The sequence below is a fragment of the bacterium genome, from assembly GCA_013360195.1.
Classification (GTDB): domain Bacteria; phylum Electryoneota; class RPQS01; order RPQS01; family RPQS01; genus JABWCQ01.
Genome location: JABWCQ010000007.1, coordinates 61,680 through 81,419, shown reverse-complemented (window position 1 = coordinate 81,419; position 19,740 = coordinate 61,680). Strand labels below are relative to the sequence as shown.

Here is a 19,740-nt window from a genome sequence, read left to right as displayed (position 1 = left end):
GATGATGAGGCGTTATAATTGTTGAATAGAAAGCAATTCAAAAGAGTAGAGAAGACGTGGGACGAATTCTGGGCGGAGTTTTGGAGAATTCGACTTGTAGGAAATGACGACGCTGCCGATTTCAAGAGCCAACAGGTCGTCGAATTCTGCTGGAAAGTCCTCGGAATTCGAAAAGGGCATCGCGTGCTTGATCTTGCCTGCGGAGCGGGCTATCAAGCCAGGTACTTTGCTGAAAAAGGGGCGATAGTACACGGGATTGATATCACGCCTGTGCTCGTGCGACATGCTGAAAAGAGTTTTGAAGCACGGGGTCTTCAGGGCACCTTTGAAGTTGCTGACATGCGGACCTTCAAAGTCAATCAGCTCTTTGATCATGTTGTCGTTCTTGGCATGAGCTTCGGCTTCGGCTCTGACTCCGAAAATATCCAGACGCTTAAGCATATTTTCAGCGCGTTGAAACCGGGGGGAAAGGTGCTGTTGACGGGACAGCATCCGTATGGTCTCTCCAATCACCTTGGCCCGGAATGGCTGGAATGCGATGAAGGCATTCTCGTGCATCGAGCGGAGTTTGACGAAGAGACTTGCCGGCTTGGTGGATCATGGGAGCTTGCGTGCCCTGACGGGACCATCATTACCGAAGGAGACAATCCGGAGCAGAACGGCGTTCGATGCTACACCGTACCGGAAATCCGCCGTATACTTCAGGAATCGGGTTTTACGAATGTTGAAACGTATGGTGCCTGGTACCTGCCGCCACAGCCGATACAATGGTTCTCAATGGAACTGATTGCGAGTGCGATCAAACCAAAAGCCAATTAGGCTCTTGACAGAAGACATGATTCACTCCGCAACGAATACCCGCTTAGGGCCATTCACGCTGAAGAGTCCAGTGGTCCTCGCGCCCTTGGCGGGCTGGACAGACACGGCTATGCGCAGGATTTCGCGCAGACAAGGTGCCAGCATGGTGTTCTCCGAAATGCTGTCCGGCGAAGGTGCGCGCCGAAAAAACGTAAAAACCCGCAAAATGGCGGGTTTTCATGAGGAAGAAAGACCATACATCATTCAGTACTTCGCGACTTCGCCGGAACAAGCCGCGGACGCGGCCAAACTGTTTCGCGATTTGAATCCTGACGGTCTTGATTTAAACTTTGGCTGTCCCGTTAAGAAGATCATTCTTAATCAAGGCGGCGCCGCGCTTCTGAAGGACGTGGGTCTGCTCGCCCGAATAGTTGAGGCAGCAGTCAAAGCCGTTGACATTCCCGTGTCGGTGAAAATGCGCTCAGGATGGGACCATCGATCGCTCAATGCTGTCGAAGTAGCGCGGGCAGTTGAAGACGTTGGAGCCGCATGGGTGACGGTTCATGCGCGAACGCGAAGTGAGTTTTTTCAAGGACGGGCTCACTGGGAATGGATTGGAGAAGTGAAACAATCCGTGAAAATACCCGTGGTCGGAAATGGGGATGTGCGAAATGCGGAAGATGTTCAACGGCTTATTGACCTTACTTCATGTGATGCTGTAATGATTGGCCGAAGTGCGATGGGTTACCCGTTTATCTTTCGCGAAGTGGAGCACTTCTATAAATACGGGACCGCTTGTCCGCCTCCGACTCCAAGCGAGAGGCTCGAAACAGCCGAACGGCACCTTGAGTGGCTGGTTGAATTCTATGAACATCCGCGTCGTGCAGCCCTTGAATTCAGAAAGCATCTACTAAGATACTTCAAAGGTTTGCCCGGGAGCACACGATTTAAGACGCGGGCGATGAAACACGAATCACCGGAGTTGGTCAAACAGGAGATGCGCGACTTTGTGGCCGGAATTCCTGACTTGCCTTTTGCGCGTCCGGAAAACGTCCTCGATGACGCTCCGACCTGGAGTTAATCTACAAACCCAAACTCCTGCCGAACCAATTCCACTAATTCTTCAGTCATCTTGTCCCGAAGTTCGGCGAAAATGGCAACAGGGTCGTCACTCGGCGCCATGTGATACGGATCCCAGTACGGTTTGTGGACGACCTTGATTGCACCCGGAAGAGTGGGGCAGTTCGACCTTGCGCTGTCACACACTGTAATAACGAGATCAATTTCTTCACCAATGAACTCATTGATGCTCTTTGACCTCAATCCCGTCGTGTCGATGCCAGCGTTCGTAAGCGCCTCAAGAGTTCTCGAGTGAACAAAGCTCGGATGTGTTCCTGCAGAATACACGTCTATTCTGTCGCCAAGGTGGTGACGTAGAATACCTTCGGCCATTTGGCTGCGCATGGAATTTCCGGTGCAGATCACAAGTACTTTTGGTTTCTGTTTCATTTGTTTGCGTGGTATATCCTTGGCTGATGATCAGGTGCTATTGGCCCGGTCGACTTCTGAAGTTCCTGTGTTACAAAATCACTGAAAAGGAGTCCGGTGTTTTCCAGATTATCCGGCGTAAATCCCAGGTACTTTTCAGGCTGCGAAACCAGGACATAGTCAATGGAAACGCCGCGATAAGTCCTCGAAGAATCAAGCTCCGAACCATCGACAAAGCAGTTGACACTAAAGCTCTCAGATGATTCGCCGGTAACTTCGGCTGCAATACCTGACACTTGGAGCACCTCAGAGTCTTTGTCCAGAAAGCTTACGGCCTGTTTGTTAATCATTGTGGCCAAATCTTTGCCGCTTGCTTCAAAGAGCGTGATCGTATTGAAAAACGGTAACATTTCAACGACGTCAAGCTTTCGTATGGGACCTCGTGCAAGGTCCTTTCGAATTCCACCGGAATTAATGACGGCGAAATCGCAGTTATAGTGTTTTCTCAGTAAGTCACACAGCAAGTTCCCCAGGGAACTTGTAGATGAGTATGCTCGAGTAAGTGTCTCGCTGGCGTTCGCTATGATTTCACCATACACAAGTTCAATTTCTTGGCGATACTCATTGCACAAGAGAGAAACACTTGCATCCGGTGTATATCGGTTTGACTCCAGTTCAATCAAATCACCTTCATGCTCTACGATTTCATCCTTGGCAACACGGATTTTCAAGACTCCGAGGTGTTTCAAGTGTGATCCCGCCTGCACGATTATAATGCCGTTTTCTACTTGGGGATTTGAAAGCCTGGTGTGACTGTGACCACCGACGATAATGTCTGCACCAGTAACAGATCTTGCAAGAACTTTGTCTTGCTCAAACCCGTTGTGAGTGAGTAGTATTATGACATCAGTGATTGGATCAATCTCATCGATAAGCACTTGCGCCCGTTGTTCAATTGGCTGAACTTCAAATGGTTCGACGGCATGGCTTGCGACGACACTCTTAAGATCTGTCAGTAACAATCCAATTACACCGACTTTGAGGCCGTTCTCCTCAAGGATTACGTAAGGATCGCAGATCGACGCGCCGGAGCTCTTCTCCACAACATTTCCGCAAAGCCACTTCAGTTCTCCGTTCGATAAGAATTTCTTGGCATGTTCGGGTCCCAAATCAAACTCGTGGTTTCCAACGGCGGCTGCGTCGCAGTCGCACAATTGAAGGAGCTTAAGAAGTGCTCCACCCTCAACTCCATCCGCAACAATATTGCAGATTGGATTACCGGTCATTAAGTCACCTGCGTCCAGATAGATGCAGGACTCATCGATTAACCGGACGCTATCAAGCGCACCTGAGAGTGCTGCAAATCCTCCAACAAGAGCGCTGTCAGCCCTCCACATAGCCTTTGAAGGAAGAAATTGTCCATGAATGTCATTTGTGTGAAGTATAGTCAATTGTCGGCTTTGTGCCATACAGCCTATGAAAAGAGGCAGTAAAAGGGCCAATGTGTACATCATGGATGCTCCGATTGTTCAGCGCCAATATAAGCAGGTCGCGTGAGATTTTCAAGATGCACGGGGTGGACTTCAAGATTGACGGAGTAGTATGCGTGTACTTTTGACCTGCCACGTGCGATTTGCCAGCGCAATGGCATGGTATACACTTCACCTGGCGCGTGGGCTGAAAAAGGCGGGACATGAAGTGTATCTGTCGTCACAGCGAGGGTCGCCACTTGCTGAGTGGTCGGCAAAGCACGATATTCCCGGATCGTCCGAGCATGATTTTCACAGTCCAAATCCAGTCGAGATATGCAGATCAATATCGAAGCTTAGTTCTGCGATACGATCGTTTGGACCCGATATTCTGAACCCGCATTGCCCGCCCGGCCATGCACTTCTTGCAATTGCCTCGCATGGTCGTTTACCAATTGTAAGAACTGTAGCCGAGCCCCGGTCACCAAAACGGCATATTGCCAACAAGCTGTTACACGAAAAACTAACTCATGGGATCATCTACTCGACGTCATCCAGTCTGCCAAGATACCTGAAGGCATTTGATCTCACGGGAGTTTTCCAAGAAGTTATTCATCCCGGCCTTGACCTTGAGATGTTCCCGCCGGTCGCCGCTGGCGGCTATCGCAGTGCATTGGGAATAAACAGTGAATGCACTTTCGCCGCAATAATTGCGCGAATGAGTCCGGAAAAGGGTCAGGAGCTGGCTATCTCCGCACTTGCACGTCTGACTCCACATGAGCGAAGTCAAATTGCAGTCCTATTGACTGGTGATGACAGCAAAGAGAGAACTGCCGCCGATCTGCGAAACCTTGCAATACAAAAGGGCACCATTGAGTGCTTGCACTTTTTACCGCGGCTTGAAGATGTTCGGCCGCTTCTCTCTGAGATTGACGTCGGTATCATAACATCGATTCGCAGCGAAGCTGTTTGCCGGGTGGCACTGGAATACATGGCCTATTCTAAACCAATCATTTCTACTGACGTGAACATTCTCAGTGAAGTTGTACGTGACGGTGTGAATGGATGGAATGTCCCTGTGAATAACATTGAGGGAATGGCTCACGCGTTAAGAGAGGCAATTGCGAATTCAGTTTTGCGTCGCAAATTGGGCGACGCCGGCAGAGCCCTTCTAGAACGGGAGTTCACGCTTGAAAGCATGGTAGAAAACACGATTGAACATTATAAACGTGTTATTGCACTCAGGAACTCTGCATGAAACTTCCGATTTCACTTGTTATCGTTACGTTTAACGAGGAAGAGAATCTTAAAAGGTGCCTTGACGCAGCGGACTTCTGTTCTCAAATTGTTGTAGTTGATTCGGGTTCCACTGATGGAACAATACACGTCGCCGAAAAGGCTGGTGCAACTGTCTTGACGCGTGCTTGGCAGGGATACGGACCGCAAAAGAACTTCGCCATGGAACACGCGACGGAGCCTTGGATACTCTGCATTGACGCTGATGAAGTCGTATCGCCGGAGCTGCGTGGTAGCATCATTGAAGCATTTGAACGTGAATCAGAGTGCGATGGATTTGATATCAACAGACACGGCGTCTACTCGGGCCAGAAGATTAACTTCTCCGGGTGGTATCCACAGTGGCGGACATTTCTGTTTCGGAACGGCAAGGCCGTTTGGGCTGGCGCAGAGCCTCATGTGATTATACAATTCAGAGGTGGAGTAAAGCGCAGATTAAAGGGGGATCTCTACCATTTCACGTATCGGTCCATCGACGAACACATTCGTAAGAACGTATCTTCAGCACGCGCGGCAAGTGTGGCTATGTTCCAGAACGGGCGAAGGCCCCGCTGGTATGATCTTGTGTTTCGGCCCGCGTGGGCATGGGTGAAAAGCTTTATCATTCAGCAGGGTTTTCGTGATGGCTTTCTAGGACTAGTTATTGCCAACGGCCAGTTTCATTATACATTTCTGAAATACGCATTTCTTGAAGAGCGTTGTAGAACGATGAGCAATGGCGAGAAGAGAACAACAACTTGATGATGGCGGAAAATTAGCCGCACTTCTCTTCCGACGCCTTGGCGACAGTCTTCTTGCAACTCCAGCGCTTCGAAGCCTGAAACAAAGTTTCCCAAAATCAACTGTTCAGGTCATCTGTGAACGGCATGTCAGCAGAGTGTTTGAGCACCTTGACTATGTTGACGATGTAACGGTTGTTTCTGGTTCACCGGGTATCAAAGAGCTTGTGCAGGCAATTCGAAGCAATGTCCGGTCGTCCGTAGCCACGGTGGACTTTCTCTCTGACCCTCGAACATCACTTGCCTCACTCATTTCCGGAGCAACAGTGCGCGTGGGAATAGCGAAGTCATGGCGCAGATTTGCCTATACACGGGCTGTAAGCGTTCAAGACATAGTTAGGCCTGAATATTCTGCGATTCATAAACTTCGCCTGGCGGAATCCCTTGGTGCGGGAAGTGTTGACTGCATGCCTGACTTTCGTTTGGATGAAGAGAGTATCGAAAATGCCGAACGAATTATGAAATCATTGGTTTCACGAGACGAAGGAATTGTTTCGATATACGTGACAAGCCGGCGGGATTACAAGAAGTGGCCTATGGAAAAGTTTAAACAAGTTGTGCATACGATTCGTAGTGGATATAGGATCGCTTTGGTGGGAGCAGTCAGTGAATACGACGACATTGCCCAATTCTGCGATTATGCACGTATTGAACGTAACGCAATTACGTTGTTCACAGACCTGGGTGAATTTGGCGCTTTTCTCCAAAAGTGCATTTTGTTTGTCGGAAACGACGGAGGCCCCAAGCATTTGGCAACGGCGGTTGGTACGCCGACTGTTGGCATTTTTCAGAATGACCCTTGGGAATATTGGACTCCGCCGAATTCAAACCGTCATCTGGGTGTCGGAGGAAGGGGTGTCACTCCGGAAGTGTCAGACGTAATGGATGCCATTCACGTCGTATTGTCCTCAAATGCGTGACTTCAAGCGAATCCTTTTTCTTCGAAGCGGTTCGATAGGAAATACGATTGCAGCGATTCCAGCACTCAGATGCGTGAGATCACATTTCCCATCCTCACGGATTGGTATTGTAGTAAGTACGCTTGGATACGAACTTCTTAGACACTGCCCCTTCATCGACGACGCTTTCATATACGATAAGCAAGGCGGCTCAGCCGGAATGGTCGCATACTTCTCAATCATTCATTCAGTAAGGAAGTGGCGGCCGGATTGCATCGTACAACTGAAGCGATTTAGGCGCAACGGGATTATTGGATTGCTGAGTGGTGCACGATTCCGCTGCGGATTCAGAACAGATGGAAGTGCTCCCTTCCTGACTCATTCATTGCCATATCGTGAAGACGTGCATGTATATACTCAGAACATACAGCTGCTTTCCCTGCTCGGTATCACAGAATGCAGTGAAGTACGATCTGAGTTGCACTTGACGGAAACTGAATTATCTGAAGCAAGAAAATGGCTGAATGAACAAGGCATTGTCCGCGAGTTTTCAGTTGCGCACTTTGGTGGAGTTACAAGTGGTGCTGCATTTCTGTCGCTCAGTGCACGTGCATCGGTCCTGAAAGAACTTAATCATGATGGATACTCTGTGCTCATAGGATCAGGTGACAGCGAGCAACGGGATGCGACTTCTCTTGCATCTATGGTGCCAAATAGTTTGGTTGCATGTAATTTGCCTTTGCGACGCACGATGGCAGTCATGTACTTCTCGTCATTGTTTATTGGCACAAATAGCGGCCCCATGCATATTGCAGCCGCACTCGGAAAGAACGGAGTTGCCTTCTTCAATGGTGATGAGAAGTTCAGGAATGACATCAAGAAGTGGCGGCCGCAATTCGACGGACTGAAAATCATCCCTGTGACACCTGCTTCCGCGGATCTGGATCTGATTCGTCAAGTCAACATAGCGTTGAAAAGAGCATGATGAAGCCGGAGATTGGAATTGCCATACCCGCCTACAAGAGTGTCACAAGACTGAAGCGCTGCTTGGAATCCATTGAACGAGTCAACAAGTGCCTCCTTGAAGCAACAACTGTGGTGGACGACAGCGGGGACGGTTCTGTTGCCTCAGTTCTTGCGTCGTGTTATCCTCAAGTAAATTGGATTGAAAACCAATCAAACACCGGATTTGCATGTGCAGCAAATACCGCAGTTCGAGAATGCGCTTCAAAGTGGGTACTGCTCCTAAACGATGATGTAGAACTTGTCGAGGATTTTAGCACCTACTTGTTGCCAATGCTGGATGACAACAAGTTGTTTGCAGTTGCTTTCCGATCAATTGACGAGCATGGCGCATTTCGCGAAGGGGCAAAAAGGCTCTCCTGGCGCTTCGGAATAGCAAAAATCTTTCATAATCCTTCAGACCAGAATTGGACAGGAATTGGAGTCGCGATGACGGCGTATGCCGTTGGCGGGCATGCGGTTTTCAATCGCGAGATCTTCACTCAACTGAATGGATTCGACGCATATTTTGCGCCGTTTTATTGGGAAGATGTCGATCTTTCGATTCGCGCGGCAAACACGGGACACCGGATTATCTACCTCGAATCATGCAAGGTGATGCATAGGCAAGATGGCGCAATAAAATCGTCTAGTTCATCGGCTCAGATTCGATATTACACATGGCGCAGCAGAATCAGATTCTCTTTGCGACATGCAAGTGGAATTCACCGAATCCTGTTGCCAATTGGTGTATCCTGGCATTTCTTGCAATCAATCGTTGTTGGTGATCTTGCCAGAACAAGAGCAATCGCGTCCTGTTTATATTCAAGCTCACGAGGATGAAAGCCCAAATAAATGGATGATAAAATGTCAATTAGGGAATTCCGTCCATATGTAAGCTCGGGGACCAATATGGCCGAGTCTACAATACGTGCGCTTGTACTCGGTGTCGTGCTTGGCATCGTATTTACGGCAGCAAATGCGTATCTGGGATTGTATATTGGAATGACAGTAAGTGCTTCCATTCCTGCGGCCGTAATGTCGATGTTCATACTGCGGCGTATGTTTCGAAACGGTACTATTCTTGAAAACAATATCGTTCAAACTACTGCCTCCGCCGGAGAATCAATGGCAGCAGGAATCATTTTTACGATTCCCGCGCTGTTCATTTGGAATCAAACCGGTAGAAATGTGGAGATACCAAGTGCATGGACCATCGCCTATATTGCCCTGATTGGTGGTGCACTTGGAATTCTTATGATGATCCCGCTTCGACGAATGCTGATTCGAGACGAGCATGAAACTCTTCCGTACCCGGAAGGAACTGCATGTGCAGAAGTCCTCATTGCCGGTGAAAAAGGCGGGGACCATGCAAAAAAGGTATTCTGGGGACTAATAGTTGGGGCCGGCTACAAATTGTTGACAGGAGCCGCTGTTCTTCGCGAGTCCGCAAGCGTTTTCTTCAAGACTCCGCAGAAATCATATATTGGCATTGATGCAATTCCTGCCTTGGTCGGTGTTGGATACATTATTGGGCTTCGCGTATCTGCGATCATGCTCGCGGGAGGACTCTTAAGTTCAGTGGTGCTCGTCCCAATAATTGCGTTTTTTGGCTCAAGCTCTGTCGTACCGATCTTCCCTGCAACCGAGCTCATTTCGACACTGGATAGCGAGTCCATACGATCCGATTATGTCCGTTATATCGGTGCAGGCGCAGTAACGATGGGTGGAATCCTGAGTCTGCTGAAGGCAACTCCGTCTTTGGTAAGATCTTTGTCAAGATTACGCGGCAACTCACGGTCAATTGAAGGCAATAAACGCACAGATAGGGACCTTCCGCCGCGAGCTGTTCTGATAGGCACCGTGCTGGTATCACTTGCGTCATGGCTGCTCGTCCCGCATGTACCCATCGCCATTATTCTTGTCGCGGTCTTTGGTTTCATTTTTGTCATGGTAGCGTCGCGTATTGTGGGAATTGTCGGTTCCTCTTCTAATCCGGTAAGCGGAATGACAATTGCAACTCTACTCGGCACTACACTTCTCTTTACGGCTCTCGGAATCGGCGGGGTAGAAGGCATGACTGCCGCACTGCTCGTTGGTGCGATTGTCTGTGTTGCAATTTGCTGCGCGGGCGATATGTCGCAGGACTTGAAAACCGGCTTTCTCTTGGGCGCGACTCCGGCTAAACAACAGATTGCGGAATTTATCGGCTTGCTTGGCGGATTGGTAGTTGTAGGTTGGGTCGTGCATCTACTCGGCTCTACCTATGGATTTGTGGCGGATGCGACACATCCCAAGCCTCTGCAAGCGCCTCAGGCCAATCTCATGGCCATTTTAATCGAGGGGGTTATGCATGGGGAGCTTCAGTGGAGCCTAATATTCTTTGGCATGTTCATCGCCGCAATTGTTGAGTTGTTTGCAGTGAATTCCCTCGCGTTTGCGGTTGGATTGTATCTGCCCGTCGGATTGTCGGTAGGTGTGATGGCTGGAGCCCTTGTGAAGCACTTCCGTTCAAGTGGTGTTTCGGAATCCGAAGACGGCGGTGTGCTATTCAGTTCCGGCTTGATTGCGGGAGAAGCATTGATAGGAATTGGCCTTGCGCTCGTTGCAACTGCCGGGATATCGATAAGTGCATTTGCCGGAATACTCGGGATGGCCGAACTGCCGATTACGGCACTCGCGTACGGTACATTGGTGTATATGCTCTGGCGATCAGCAAAATAGCTTCAAAGTTCCACGAAAATCAGGCCCGTAAGTTCGGGCCTGTTTAGTTAAGATTAGTCAGATTCAGAATGTCTTTGCTTCTGAGGAGTTCTCGTGTCTCCCCGCTCCAGACAATCTTCCCTCGATCTAATGCAATTACAGTTCCCGGAAGCTGTTTCATCAAGTCAAGATCGTGTGTAACAACAATTGCGCACATGTCATTGTCACATCGCGATTTTATCCAATTTGAAATCACGCTAAGATTTCTTTCGTCGAGACCGAGCGTCGGCTCATCGAATATCATTACCGAGGCCGACAGCGCAGTTTGCAAGGCGGCCGCGAACAGCCGTTTCTGACCGAATGACAGACTTTTGAGCCGCTGATTGAAAATGTCAGAAAAAGGGAGACCAAGTTCATTAAGCGCTTCAAGCACAACGCCTTCGGCTTCGCTGTCTGGAATCAGCGCAAGCTCTTCTTCAACGGAATCGGTTAGAAAGAGTTCCTCAGGAAATTGAAGTACGAGGCCGGGTAATTCGAATTGGGGTCTCCTGACATTGCCGGATTCGGGTGTAAATACACCCGCAAAGAGCAGAGCGAGAGTCGTCTTTCCAGCACCTGACGGTCCGACAATGTAGTTAACCGTGCCTCTGAAAAAGCGCGCACTTACACCTTGAATTGCACCGGATCGCCCGCCGTGTGTGTAGACCAATTCACAACACGAAATGACTTCTGTCATCCTGTCTTCTCCGTTGGAGCTCAGACCTCCACAAGTGTTCCTGATTGCAGCCGCAGGCCACGAGCATTTGGAGGCAGCTCATTTATGCGTGATACAATCCAAACAATGCCAGCCCGAAAGTTGCTGAATAGAAATGACCTGAACTCGGATCGTGACCTGCCGTCAAGAAAGCTGTCTGGCTCATCCAGGAGAAGAAGTTCAGGTTCCCTGCACAGTAGAGCTGCAAGTGCAAGCTTCTGCTGTTGGCCGCCAGAAAGTGATGCAGGCGGCAAATCCGCACGATCTTGAAGTCCAAATCGCATTAATTGTGCGTGTACTCTGCCGTCCAAATCAGGCTCGTCGGGATAATTCATCACCATTGAATACTCAATTTCTTCACGCACCGTTCCGCACAACATCTGTTGCTTCGGATTCTGAAGAAGAAAGGCGGGATTTGACTTCCCGGTATAAGTGACGATTCCTTTTCTTGGCTTGCACAGCCCGGCAATTACACGCAGTAACGTTGACTTCCCACTTCCGTTCACACCGACTATTGCAACACATTCTCCGTTTTCAAGAGAAAGTGAAACACCTTTTAGAACATCCGGTCCGTCCGCGTATCCGGCATAGACATCTTTCAAACTAAGCAATGGCATTTTGCGGCAAGACCAGCTTCATCACCCGATCAACGACGCCTGAGCGTTGTCGGACAAATTCCTTTGGGTTGGTGTCAACATGGGTCGAGTAAAAATCCGCAAAAGCTTGCTCCAGTCCCGCCGCGTCGAAAACAACTCTTAAAATGCCTTCTTCCAAAGCTTCATTCGCTTCTCGTGACACTTCAATTCGAGGCCCCGTAATTACCCGCAGACCATGAGCCATCGGTTCAAGCACGCTGTGAACGCCGCGGTCAAACCCGCCTCCGACAAACGCAAGTTTGCCATACCTGTAGATGTCCGCAAGTATACCTGAGCGATTCATCACTATGATGTCCGCACCTAACGAGTCAGTCCCGATTTCCTTGCAATCGAATCCCGAACGTTCTGCATGGCCCTTTATCCTTTGAAACTCATCGTCAGAGGGATCATGCGGAACAATGATTAGCTGTAGATTAGGGCATTTGTCACGCATTCCGCCTAAAGCCGAAACGAGGAGTCCGACATCCGCGTCATGTGTACTTCCTGCGACTAAGAACGTGCGTGCAAGCAGTTCCTTTTCAAACTCCGGATATGGAGACTTGGAGTTCTTAGCTCTGGCCAAAACCCGGTCAAAGCGGGAGTCACCTACGGCCAGAACAGTTTCGCGTTCCCCGGCGAAGCGTCTTGCCCGCTTGGCGTCGTCATCAGATACAGTCAAAATACCCGTCAGGTCAGAGTAAACGCACCTGTGGAACTGAATGACACCTGGAATGGACTTTGTTGAGGCGGCGTGAAAATTCCCGTTAATAAGCCAAATCGGTATCTTCAATCTCTTTGCTTGCCAAACCAGATTTGGCCAGACGTCGTGTTTGCTGATAAGTATCACTTCCGGCCTCAATGCACCAAGGAATCTTGAGACAGCGCGAGCGGAATCGAATGGGCTGTAGTCTGCAAATTCGAATTCCCCTGGCTTAAGGCTGGTTTCGGCTGAAGGAGAAAAGTAGCTTACGCACGGTAAGTAGCCTTGTTGACGACATGCGGCGGCCAACGGTTTGACTCCTTCGAGTTCGCCTGCCGAGGCACAGTGAAACAAGACCAATCGGGCGTTTGGTTGTGAATGACGGAATTGCAATGCATGCCGGACTACCCGACGTCTTCCGGAAATTCCAATCCGCAACTTGCGCGAGAAAAGGGCGGCCGCATGGGCACCGGCAAAGAGCAACGGATAACCGATGACATTGTATAACAACTTTGCCGTGAACTTGGCTAACACGTCATTGCCTTTGCGAGAATTCGAGGGTTGCGGCCTTCACCGCTTCGGGAGTAATGTGGTTCATGCAGTTGTGATGTCCCAACGGACACTTGCTGCCTCCGAAAGCCGAGCAGGGCCGGCAATTCAAGTCAGTTTGAATCACTTCACTTTGTCCTCGAAAAGGAAAGAATCCGAATTGCTCCACGGTTGGCCCAAACAACGCGATGACACGGGCCCCAACCCCTGTCGCGAGGTGCATCAAGCCAGAGTCATTACAGACGACTGCCGCGGCTGACTGCATTTCCTGTGCTATTTCCGACAGCCCTGCGCTAATCAACTGACGAGCACTTGGAGCGACAGCCCTGCACAACTCGGCTTCGTCCTGTGTGCCACAGACAACGATTTCGAAACCTGCGAATTGCAGGGCGCGTGCGAGTTCAGACCAGTGCTCAATCGGCCAGCGCTTGGTCGCGTGCTTTGAGCCCGGGCACAACATGATCGTATTCGTCGTGGAATCCTTCTTCTGGGCTTCCGGCACACGCAGACCGAGTCCTCTTTGATCGTCGACAGCGCCAAGCACGGCAAGCGAATTCAGATAGCGCAGCGGCACAGGTACGGATGCACGGTAAAGATTCAGTTTGAAGCGAATCAGCAGCCATCGTCGAAGTCGGTACCGCTTGGCTTTTGTCCACATCATGGGGAAGGTGAATGTTCGCAGAAATGCGCTGCGCGGACTGTTTTGAAAGTCGCAGATCAAATCATACTTGCGAAAAAACAAACGGCGCAGCTTAAGTATGCCGCGCCATCCGTCTCGTTTGTCGAACTCGATAATGTTGTCAATTCCTGGAATCAGCCGCGCAGCGTCGGCAAATTCGGAGGCCACGAGAAAGTCAAGGGTCGCCTGGGGAAATCTTGTTCGAAGTGAACGTATCGCAGGGGCACACAACAGAACGTCTCCCAATGAAGACAGCCTGATGACAAGGATACTGCTGCCCGGCTCGGACAAGATTAGTTGCGAGTGGAGAGTTTATCCTTGAGCACGCCTTCGGCGGCTATAGAATAGCTTGGCCGGGAACCACTAATGCGGATATGTCCCATGAGTTCCGCTTTGCCCTTATCCGTCAACTTTGTCAGGTCGCCGTCCACATTCAAAGCGTATGCCAATCCGAACGCTGTGGCGCAATCCTTCGCCGCGACTATCGCAGCACCTTTCGCCTCCTCGCCCGTGCGAGGATCGAGGACAAGTCGGCCTCCTTGACCGACCGCCGGAAGGAAGGCAAGTCCACCTTGTCCGATTTGGAGCGTCGCCCAAGTGCTGTCGCCCGAAACTGGATCCGCGATGTTGAACGTGCGAAACTGTGAGTTTTGTGGCATGCCGACTACCCGGATGGCATAGGGTGTACGTATTTCGAATGCAGACAATCCCTTTTCGACCAGTCGCTCCGCAGCTCGGTCAATAGCCCAGGCTTCCACCAGTCCGCGGGCATCAAATCGCATTTCTGGTTTCGAGAGCAGGATGGATTTGCCTGCCACGAACATACCGCCGGTTTTGATTAACGCAAGCGCGCTGTCCAAGTCGGCTTGTGCAGGTTTGGAAGGCTTTCCGGTTGCCAGCCAGGCATCGAGCAGCGGTCCATAGCGCAGGTCAAACGCTTCGCCGGTCATGTCATTCAGTTGCAATCCGCGCATGATAAGATTGTACACGGCCGTGTCCACGGGCACTGACTCGCGGCCGGCACCGGAAGCGATGCGTTCAAGCTGATTGTCTTTTCCGGAAGTGTATGCAGCTCCTTCGTACCATTTCAGAGTATTGAAGACCGCGTCAAAGGCTCCTTGCACTTCGTCGGGTTTGGCATCGGAGATGAACACAGTGACGGTAACTGGCAGACCGAAGACGGTCCGGGTTTCACTGGGGAATTTCTCGCCGCCAGCTCCGCAGCCGGACAGCATGATTGCGGCGATGAGTAAACACAATGCGGCAAAACGCATATTTGGTTCTCACTAAGGTATTAGCGGTTTCGACGATTCTTGATTTCGCGGTCAATCTCGCGCTTCATTCGCTGTTCCTCTTTGGCATCGCGCTTATCGTATTCGCGTTTGCCTTGGACGACTGCGAGTTCAACTTTCAGGAACTGGCCTTTGAAGTAGAGGGACAGCGGGACAAGAGTGTAGCTTTTCTCCAGAACCTGCCGTTGAATCTTCCGGATCTCGGTTCTGTTCAGGAGAAGCTTGCGGACCCGTCGTTCGTCCACCTCGGTATAGCCGCGGTTCTTGTAGGGGTTGATCCCCATCGAGTAAAGGAGGACTTCGCCATCCTGAACCCGGGCAAAGGCGTCGCGGAGGTTGACATGGCCTTCCCGGACGGACTTGACTTCGGTGCCGAGCAGGGCAATACCGGCTTCGTAGGTTTGGATGATGTGATAGTCGTGCCGCGCTTTGCGGTTTTGGGCGACGATCTTCATGCCTTCCTTAGCCTCCATGACCAGCTAAAGTAGCAATAATTCAGAGGAAAGGCAAGACGGCGGACGGCCTGACTTGACAAAGCGGGGGGAATTCCGTATCATTTCGGTTCCTTGCAGGAGTGGTGGAATTGGCAGACTCGCTAGTTTCAGGTACTAGTGTCCTTCGGGACGTGCGGGTTCAAGTCCCGCCTCCTGCACCACCCACTTGAAAAGTGGGCGACAATGCGCTGACGCGGCGGCTTGAAAGAGTCGCCGCGTTTCTTTTGGTGTGGTTTTTGGCGAGGCGAGGAGGGGTTGTAAGGGGTTGTTTCTGTGAAAAACGCTAACAATTGACCAAACAGGAGTATTTGATAAACAGGGGGTTAACTTTTGGGGGTGCACCAATATTCACAAAGTCCTATCTCATTGATTTTTGTCATGTCCTAATATACAAAAATTTGAACGGATGGTCAAGAGAAATTTTCTGAATATTGAACTTAGGAAGTTGTTGCTGGGGTTGGAGTTAGGGAGAAAGTGGGGGTTGGGGAGGCGGGGGTGGGTCACTTCGACAATCTTCATAGTACTGCTTGACATTGTTAACCCCCCCCGTAAATTAAGGAGTTACGTAACTTCAAAAGAATAGGGGAATGAAATGAAACTCGTGATTGCTTTGCTGCTATTTGCTGGAATTGTTTGTGGCAATTGCCCAGGCGGCTACGCTTTGCAGTTCGATGGAGTCAACGATTACGTTAGAATTGCAGACGCATTCTTTGATGGTCAGGAGACAAATTCTTTTACTGTTGAATGCTGGTTCCAAACGGCAAATGATAACCAACAGTATGGTTCATTCATTTGGAACAAGACAGCATTTTGGCAAGAGGCATACTTGTCATATTGCTGTGACAGAAGCTTTTCGTTCCTTTATGCTTATCAATTTGCCTACAACAACGCTTATGTCGAGCATTTTCCGCTGCAAACCGGTCAATGGCGCCATCTTGCTGCCAGCATGGAAAACAGCACTTTAAGACTGTTTCTCGATGGACAAATGATCGCGTCTTCAGCAACGAACGGTCTGATGAGTTGGGCAACGGATGTGGGCACAAATCGAATTGGAGGTGGAATTGTAAGCGGCAACTCTTATTACTTTGAGGGAGCCGTCGATGAAATGCGTTTCTCGTCTGTGGCAAGATATGTAGCAGATTTTTCCGTCCCGACCGAGCCTTTCGCTAATGATCAATTTACTGAGGCTCTTTATCATTTTGATGAAGGAACCGGGAACACGTTAACTGATGCATCGGGGAATAACCATCATGGCACTCTCATTGACGACCCGCAATGGATTTGTTCAGATGCGCAGCTTCCTATACACCTTCTTTCCTTCACCGCGACACCGAGTGACAATCGTGTTACATTGAATTGGAGCACGGGTTCTGAAAGCAATGTAAGTCACTTTGAAATTGATCGTGACGGTGCTTCGCTGGCGCGAGTTGAAGCTACGAACCAAGCAAGCGGACACGCTTACACTTGGCTGGATGATGATGTGACTAATGGGCGGAGCTATAACTATAAGCTCACGTCGGTTGACCTTGACGGTTCGCGTGTTGTGCATGGAACCGTTGAAGCCACGCCACATGAAGCCGCGTTGCCGATGGAGTTGACACTATTACAGAATTATCCGAATCCATTCAACGCTTCGACGACGATTGAGTATTCGTTGCCCGAGGCCACAAATGTTTCGCTCAAACTGTTTAATCTTGCCGGTCAGGAAGTTGCTGTGCTTGCGAACGGTGTCCACGCGGCTGGTCGGCATGTTGTCAGTTTGAATGCGAGTGACTTGGCGTCGGGAATTTATTTCTACCGTCTTGAGTCGCCGATGCGGTCGGTTCAACAGAAGATGGTTTTGTTGAAATAGGGGGAGATCAGAGTCGAGCCTGGAAGCTCGACTTAGTGTGGGGGGCGCCTCGGATTCCGGCGGGGAACCGCTACGTGCTTGTCAAGCACTTCGCTAAATCCCCGCTCGGCGTAGTGGTGAGCAGAGAGATCCTTCAGGCCGCAGCGTCCTTCAGGATGGCGACAGGGTGAAAATAAAAAGAAGGTCGTGCTTGGGAGCACGACCTTCTTGTGTTGGGGGATTTTGCCCAGCAAGCTGGGCGCTACAGAAGGCAGGTGACGGGAGCGCCAAGCTGGAAAGTGAGGAACCGTACGGTAAGGTGGCGGCTTTCCTCTCTTATCTAATTTGGCTATATTGACTTGTGCGCCCACCGCGACTCGAACGCGGAACCCTCAGCTTAGAAGGCTGATGCTCTATCCAGTTGAGCTATGGGCGCGGGGCAGGCGTCTGGCCGACCATTGAACCAGAAAAGCAGGACGTAAATCCTGCTTTTACAATGAGCCGCTGAACGGACTTGAACCGTTGACCTGCTGATTACGAATCAGCTGCTCTACCAACTGAGCTACAGCGGCGGGCCTGTTTCGAGGAATCACAACTATACCAAATTCAAAGGTTTTTGTCAAGCGGCAGTGCTGACCCTCCCGCCCGAGTTTTTCGCCCGCCCGACCCTGGAAGTAGCCCCGGAGCTGGTTGGCTGCCTCATGCGCTACCGCTCCTGCCTCGTTCGAATCGTGGAGGTTGAGGCCTATGCGAATGACGAGGCATCGCACGGATTCCGCCGATCCGCCCGCTCGGCCATCATGCACGATAGCTTTGGGCATGTCTATGTCTATCGGAGTTACGGTGTGCACTATTGTATGAATTTCACGACGGACAGACAAAACTCAGGTGCGGTGTTGATTCGCTCGGCCGAAGCACTTGAAGGTCTCGGCCGGATGCGGAGGCGCCGAGGACAGGTTGCTGACACTGCGCTCTGCCGTGGGCCGGGAAACCTGACCTGTGCGCTGGGGGTCACCCTGGAACTGAACGAATCGATGATCGGTGACAAGATTGAGGTCTATCGCGGTGAAGCAACTCAGATAGCTTGCACGACTCGCATTGGGATATCAAAGGCCAAAGAGTTGCCGTGGAGATTTTTTGATCCGAGTAGTTTGTGCGTTAGCGGATCGAAAGCTTTGAACGCATCGGCACACCGGATTCCGGCAGGGAACCGCTTCGCTTAATCCCCGCTCGGCGACTGTAGGATTACTCTTTGACTGGCAGATCGAACAAGTCCGAATAGTCAAGCTTCAGGGGAATGTTTTCAGGTGGTACTGGCGGAATATCCGGCGGGGCAAGGGCCTCCAGCTTGGACAGAGGGATGTAGTAGCTTTTTAAACCTTCGGTGCAGTTGCGGCACATCTCTTCGATGCGGCCTTGACGAATCAACTTCGTGCGGAACGAGTTATACTTTTCTCCGTGCCAGATGGTTTTGAAATCCTGTGACAAGGCATTTCCCATGAGGAATTGCTCGTCTTTATCAAAGCAACAGGGCACGACGTTGCCGTTCCAGTCAATCATCGTCGAGAACCAAAGTCGCTTGCAGGATTGATAGCGCCGCTTGGTTTCCCAGCGCTGACCTTGTCGCTCGTAGCGGCGCAGCTCTTCCATGTCCGGCAGATACTGTGCGGCCTGATAATCCGTGTACACTTGCGCGGTTTTGATTTCAACGGTGTCCGCACCCCATTCTTTGGCTTTGGCGCGCAGATAGGGTATCTCGTGCTGGTTGTGCTTCATGGGAAGCCACTGCATAATCAACTTGGGAGACTTGCTTCCGCGCGCATCGCGCAGTTTCCGAAACTCTTTCATATTCTCGACGACGACTTCAAGCTCGCCGCCGATGCGATAGATTTTGTAGCTTTCCGGAGTCAACCCGTCAATCGAGAACACTAGCTCGGAAAGACCCGCGTCCAGCAGTCGCGTCATGAGGTTCCGGCGGTGCAGCAGCGTACCATTTGTCGAAACCATCGTGTAAATACCGCGCTTGGTCGCTTCGGCGATCATCTCGGGCAACTGATCGTTAATGGTGGGCTCGCCTTGATTCCACAATGCGATGACTTTTACATATCTGCCGACGTTATCGAGAATGAGCTTGAAATTCTCAAGTGTCATCACGCCGAGATCACGTTTCAGTTCACGGGCGCCGATTGGACACAATGGACAACGCAGATTGCAGCGGCTAATGGGCTCAATCATGATGCTGATGGGATAGCCCCACACGAGAGGTCGTTTGACGACGTGCGACAACGCATGGCCGCTCGAGAGGGCGGCCAGATTAGCCAGTAAGTCGGGTTTGAGGGACAGGCCGCGGGGCTTCAAGCGATTTGCTCCAA

General features: G+C 50.6%; 19 protein-coding genes and 3 tRNA genes. 11 read left to right on the top strand and 11 right to left on the bottom strand.

The genetic code is table 11. The features are described 5' to 3' along the window. Positions 1-18 precede the first annotated feature (18 nt). Together HUU59_06855 and dusB are read left to right on the top strand one after the other, a co-directional pair. A complete protein-coding gene (locus tag HUU59_06855) occupies positions 19-819 on the top strand; it encodes a methyltransferase domain-containing protein (GenBank protein NUO19147.1) in 801 nt (266 codons plus the stop codon). Between the two features lie 16 nt (positions 820-835). Continuing rightward, positions 836-1,879, top strand: coding sequence for a tRNA dihydrouridine synthase DusB (gene dusB / locus HUU59_06850; protein ID NUO19146.1), 1,044 nt, complete (start codon positions 836-838; stop codon positions 1,877-1,879). On the opposite strand, the gene HUU59_06845 is transcribed toward dusB, so the two are convergent. Beyond that, positions 1,876-2,307 carry an arsenate reductase ArsC gene (locus tag HUU59_06845; GenBank protein ID NUO19145.1) on the bottom strand — a complete coding sequence of 144 codons (432 nt, stop codon included), beginning with the start codon at positions 2,305-2,307 and terminating at the stop codon, positions 1,876-1,878. The two genes, dusB and HUU59_06845, sit on opposite strands and share 4 nt — an antisense overlap. Further along, positions 2,304-3,800: a bifunctional metallophosphatase/5'-nucleotidase gene (locus HUU59_06840; protein NUO19144.1), complete on the bottom strand. Its 1,497-nt coding sequence runs from the start codon at positions 3,798-3,800 to the stop codon at positions 2,304-2,306. The genes HUU59_06845 and HUU59_06840 overlap by 4 nt, the downstream gene beginning before the upstream one ends. A gap of 88 nt (positions 3,801-3,888) precedes the next feature. Between HUU59_06840 and HUU59_06835 the strand changes: the two genes are divergently transcribed. The 6 genes from HUU59_06835 to HUU59_06810 all read left to right on the top strand — a co-directional run bounded on the left by HUU59_06835 (position 3,889) and on the right by HUU59_06810 (position 10,455). Then, positions 3,889-5,013, top strand: a complete 1,125-nt coding sequence (locus HUU59_06835) for a glycosyltransferase family 4 protein (GenBank protein ID NUO19143.1) — start codon at positions 3,889-3,891, stop codon at positions 5,011-5,013. Beyond that, positions 5,010-5,792 (top strand): glycosyltransferase family 2 protein, encoded by a 783-nt coding sequence (locus HUU59_06830; protein NUO19142.1) that lies wholly within the window; start codon positions 5,010-5,012, stop codon positions 5,790-5,792. The genes HUU59_06835 and HUU59_06830 overlap by 4 nt, the downstream gene beginning before the upstream one ends. Beyond that, positions 5,767-6,750 carry a glycosyltransferase family 9 protein gene (locus HUU59_06825; GenBank protein ID NUO19141.1) on the top strand — a complete coding sequence of 328 codons (984 nt, stop codon included), beginning with the start codon at positions 5,767-5,769 and terminating at the stop codon, positions 6,748-6,750. Before HUU59_06830 ends, HUU59_06825 begins: the two co-directional genes overlap by 26 nt. 73 nt (positions 6,751-6,823) lie before the next feature. Then, a complete protein-coding gene (locus HUU59_06820; protein ID NUO19140.1) occupies positions 6,824-7,714 on the top strand; it encodes a glycosyltransferase family 9 protein in 891 nt (296 codons plus the stop codon). Then, on the top strand, positions 7,711-8,574 hold the full coding sequence (locus HUU59_06815; protein ID NUO19139.1) for a glycosyltransferase: 864 nt from the start codon (positions 7,711-7,713) through the stop codon (positions 8,572-8,574). The genes HUU59_06820 and HUU59_06815 overlap by 4 nt, the downstream gene beginning before the upstream one ends. A gap of 12 nt (positions 8,575-8,586) precedes the next feature. Next, positions 8,587-10,455 carry an oligopeptide transporter, OPT family gene (locus tag HUU59_06810; GenBank protein NUO19138.1) on the top strand — a complete coding sequence of 623 codons (1,869 nt, stop codon included), beginning with the start codon at positions 8,587-8,589 and terminating at the stop codon, positions 10,453-10,455. A 43-nt stretch (positions 10,456-10,498) separates the two neighbouring features. On the opposite strand, the gene HUU59_06805 is transcribed toward HUU59_06810, so the two are convergent. The 6 genes from HUU59_06805 to smpB form a co-directional block, all read right to left on the bottom strand. Next, on the bottom strand, positions 10,499-11,170 hold the full coding sequence (locus HUU59_06805; protein NUO19137.1) for an energy-coupling factor ABC transporter ATP-binding protein: 672 nt from the start codon (positions 11,168-11,170) through the stop codon (positions 10,499-10,501). A gap of 20 nt (positions 11,171-11,190) precedes the next feature. After that, on the bottom strand, positions 11,191-11,805 hold the full coding sequence (locus HUU59_06800; GenBank protein NUO19136.1) for an ABC transporter ATP-binding protein: 615 nt from the start codon (positions 11,803-11,805) through the stop codon (positions 11,191-11,193). Next, positions 11,792-13,057, bottom strand: a complete 1,266-nt coding sequence (locus tag HUU59_06795; protein ID NUO19135.1) for a hypothetical protein — start codon at positions 13,055-13,057, stop codon at positions 11,792-11,794. Before HUU59_06795 ends, HUU59_06800 begins: the two co-directional genes overlap by 14 nt. Position 13,058: 1 nt before the next feature. Beyond that, a complete protein-coding gene (locus HUU59_06790; protein ID NUO19134.1) occupies positions 13,059-13,919 on the bottom strand; it encodes a glycosyltransferase family 9 protein in 861 nt (286 codons plus the stop codon). A 125-nt stretch (positions 13,920-14,044) separates the two neighbouring features. Then, on the bottom strand, positions 14,045-15,025 hold the full coding sequence (locus tag HUU59_06785; protein NUO19133.1) for an FAD:protein FMN transferase: 981 nt from the start codon (positions 15,023-15,025) through the stop codon (positions 14,045-14,047). 20 nt (positions 15,026-15,045) lie between these two features. Further along, positions 15,046-15,516 (bottom strand): SsrA-binding protein SmpB, encoded by a 471-nt coding sequence (gene smpB, locus HUU59_06780; GenBank protein ID NUO19132.1) that lies wholly within the window; start codon positions 15,514-15,516, stop codon positions 15,046-15,048. Between the two features lie 95 nt (positions 15,517-15,611). Between smpB and HUU59_06775 the strand changes: the two genes are divergently transcribed. Together HUU59_06775 and HUU59_06770 are read left to right on the top strand one after the other, a co-directional pair. Further along, positions 15,612-15,698, top strand: a tRNA-Leu gene (locus HUU59_06775). Between the two features lie 431 nt (positions 15,699-16,129). Then, positions 16,130-17,389 carry a T9SS type A sorting domain-containing protein gene (locus HUU59_06770; GenBank protein ID NUO19131.1) on the top strand — a complete coding sequence of 420 codons (1,260 nt, stop codon included), beginning with the start codon at positions 16,130-16,132 and terminating at the stop codon, positions 17,387-17,389. Between the two features lie 341 nt (positions 17,390-17,730). On the opposite strand, the gene HUU59_06765 is transcribed toward HUU59_06770, so the two are convergent. Then, positions 17,731-17,804, bottom strand: a tRNA-Arg gene (locus HUU59_06765). A 63-nt stretch (positions 17,805-17,867) separates the two neighbouring features. Further along, a tRNA-Thr gene (locus HUU59_06760) sits at positions 17,868-17,940 on the bottom strand. A gap of 57 nt (positions 17,941-17,997) precedes the next feature. On the opposite strand from HUU59_06760, the gene HUU59_06755 reads away from it, so the two are divergent. After that, positions 17,998-18,591, top strand: coding sequence for a DNA-3-methyladenine glycosylase (locus HUU59_06755; GenBank protein NUO19130.1), 594 nt, complete (start codon positions 17,998-18,000; stop codon positions 18,589-18,591). Positions 18,592-18,613: 22 nt separating this feature from the next. Here HUU59_06755 and HUU59_06750 read toward each other — a convergent pair whose 3' ends face one another. Continuing rightward, positions 18,614-19,726: an SPASM domain-containing protein gene (locus HUU59_06750; protein NUO19129.1), complete on the bottom strand. Its 1,113-nt coding sequence runs from the start codon at positions 19,724-19,726 to the stop codon at positions 18,614-18,616. Between the last annotated feature and the right edge of the window lie 14 nt (positions 19,727-19,740).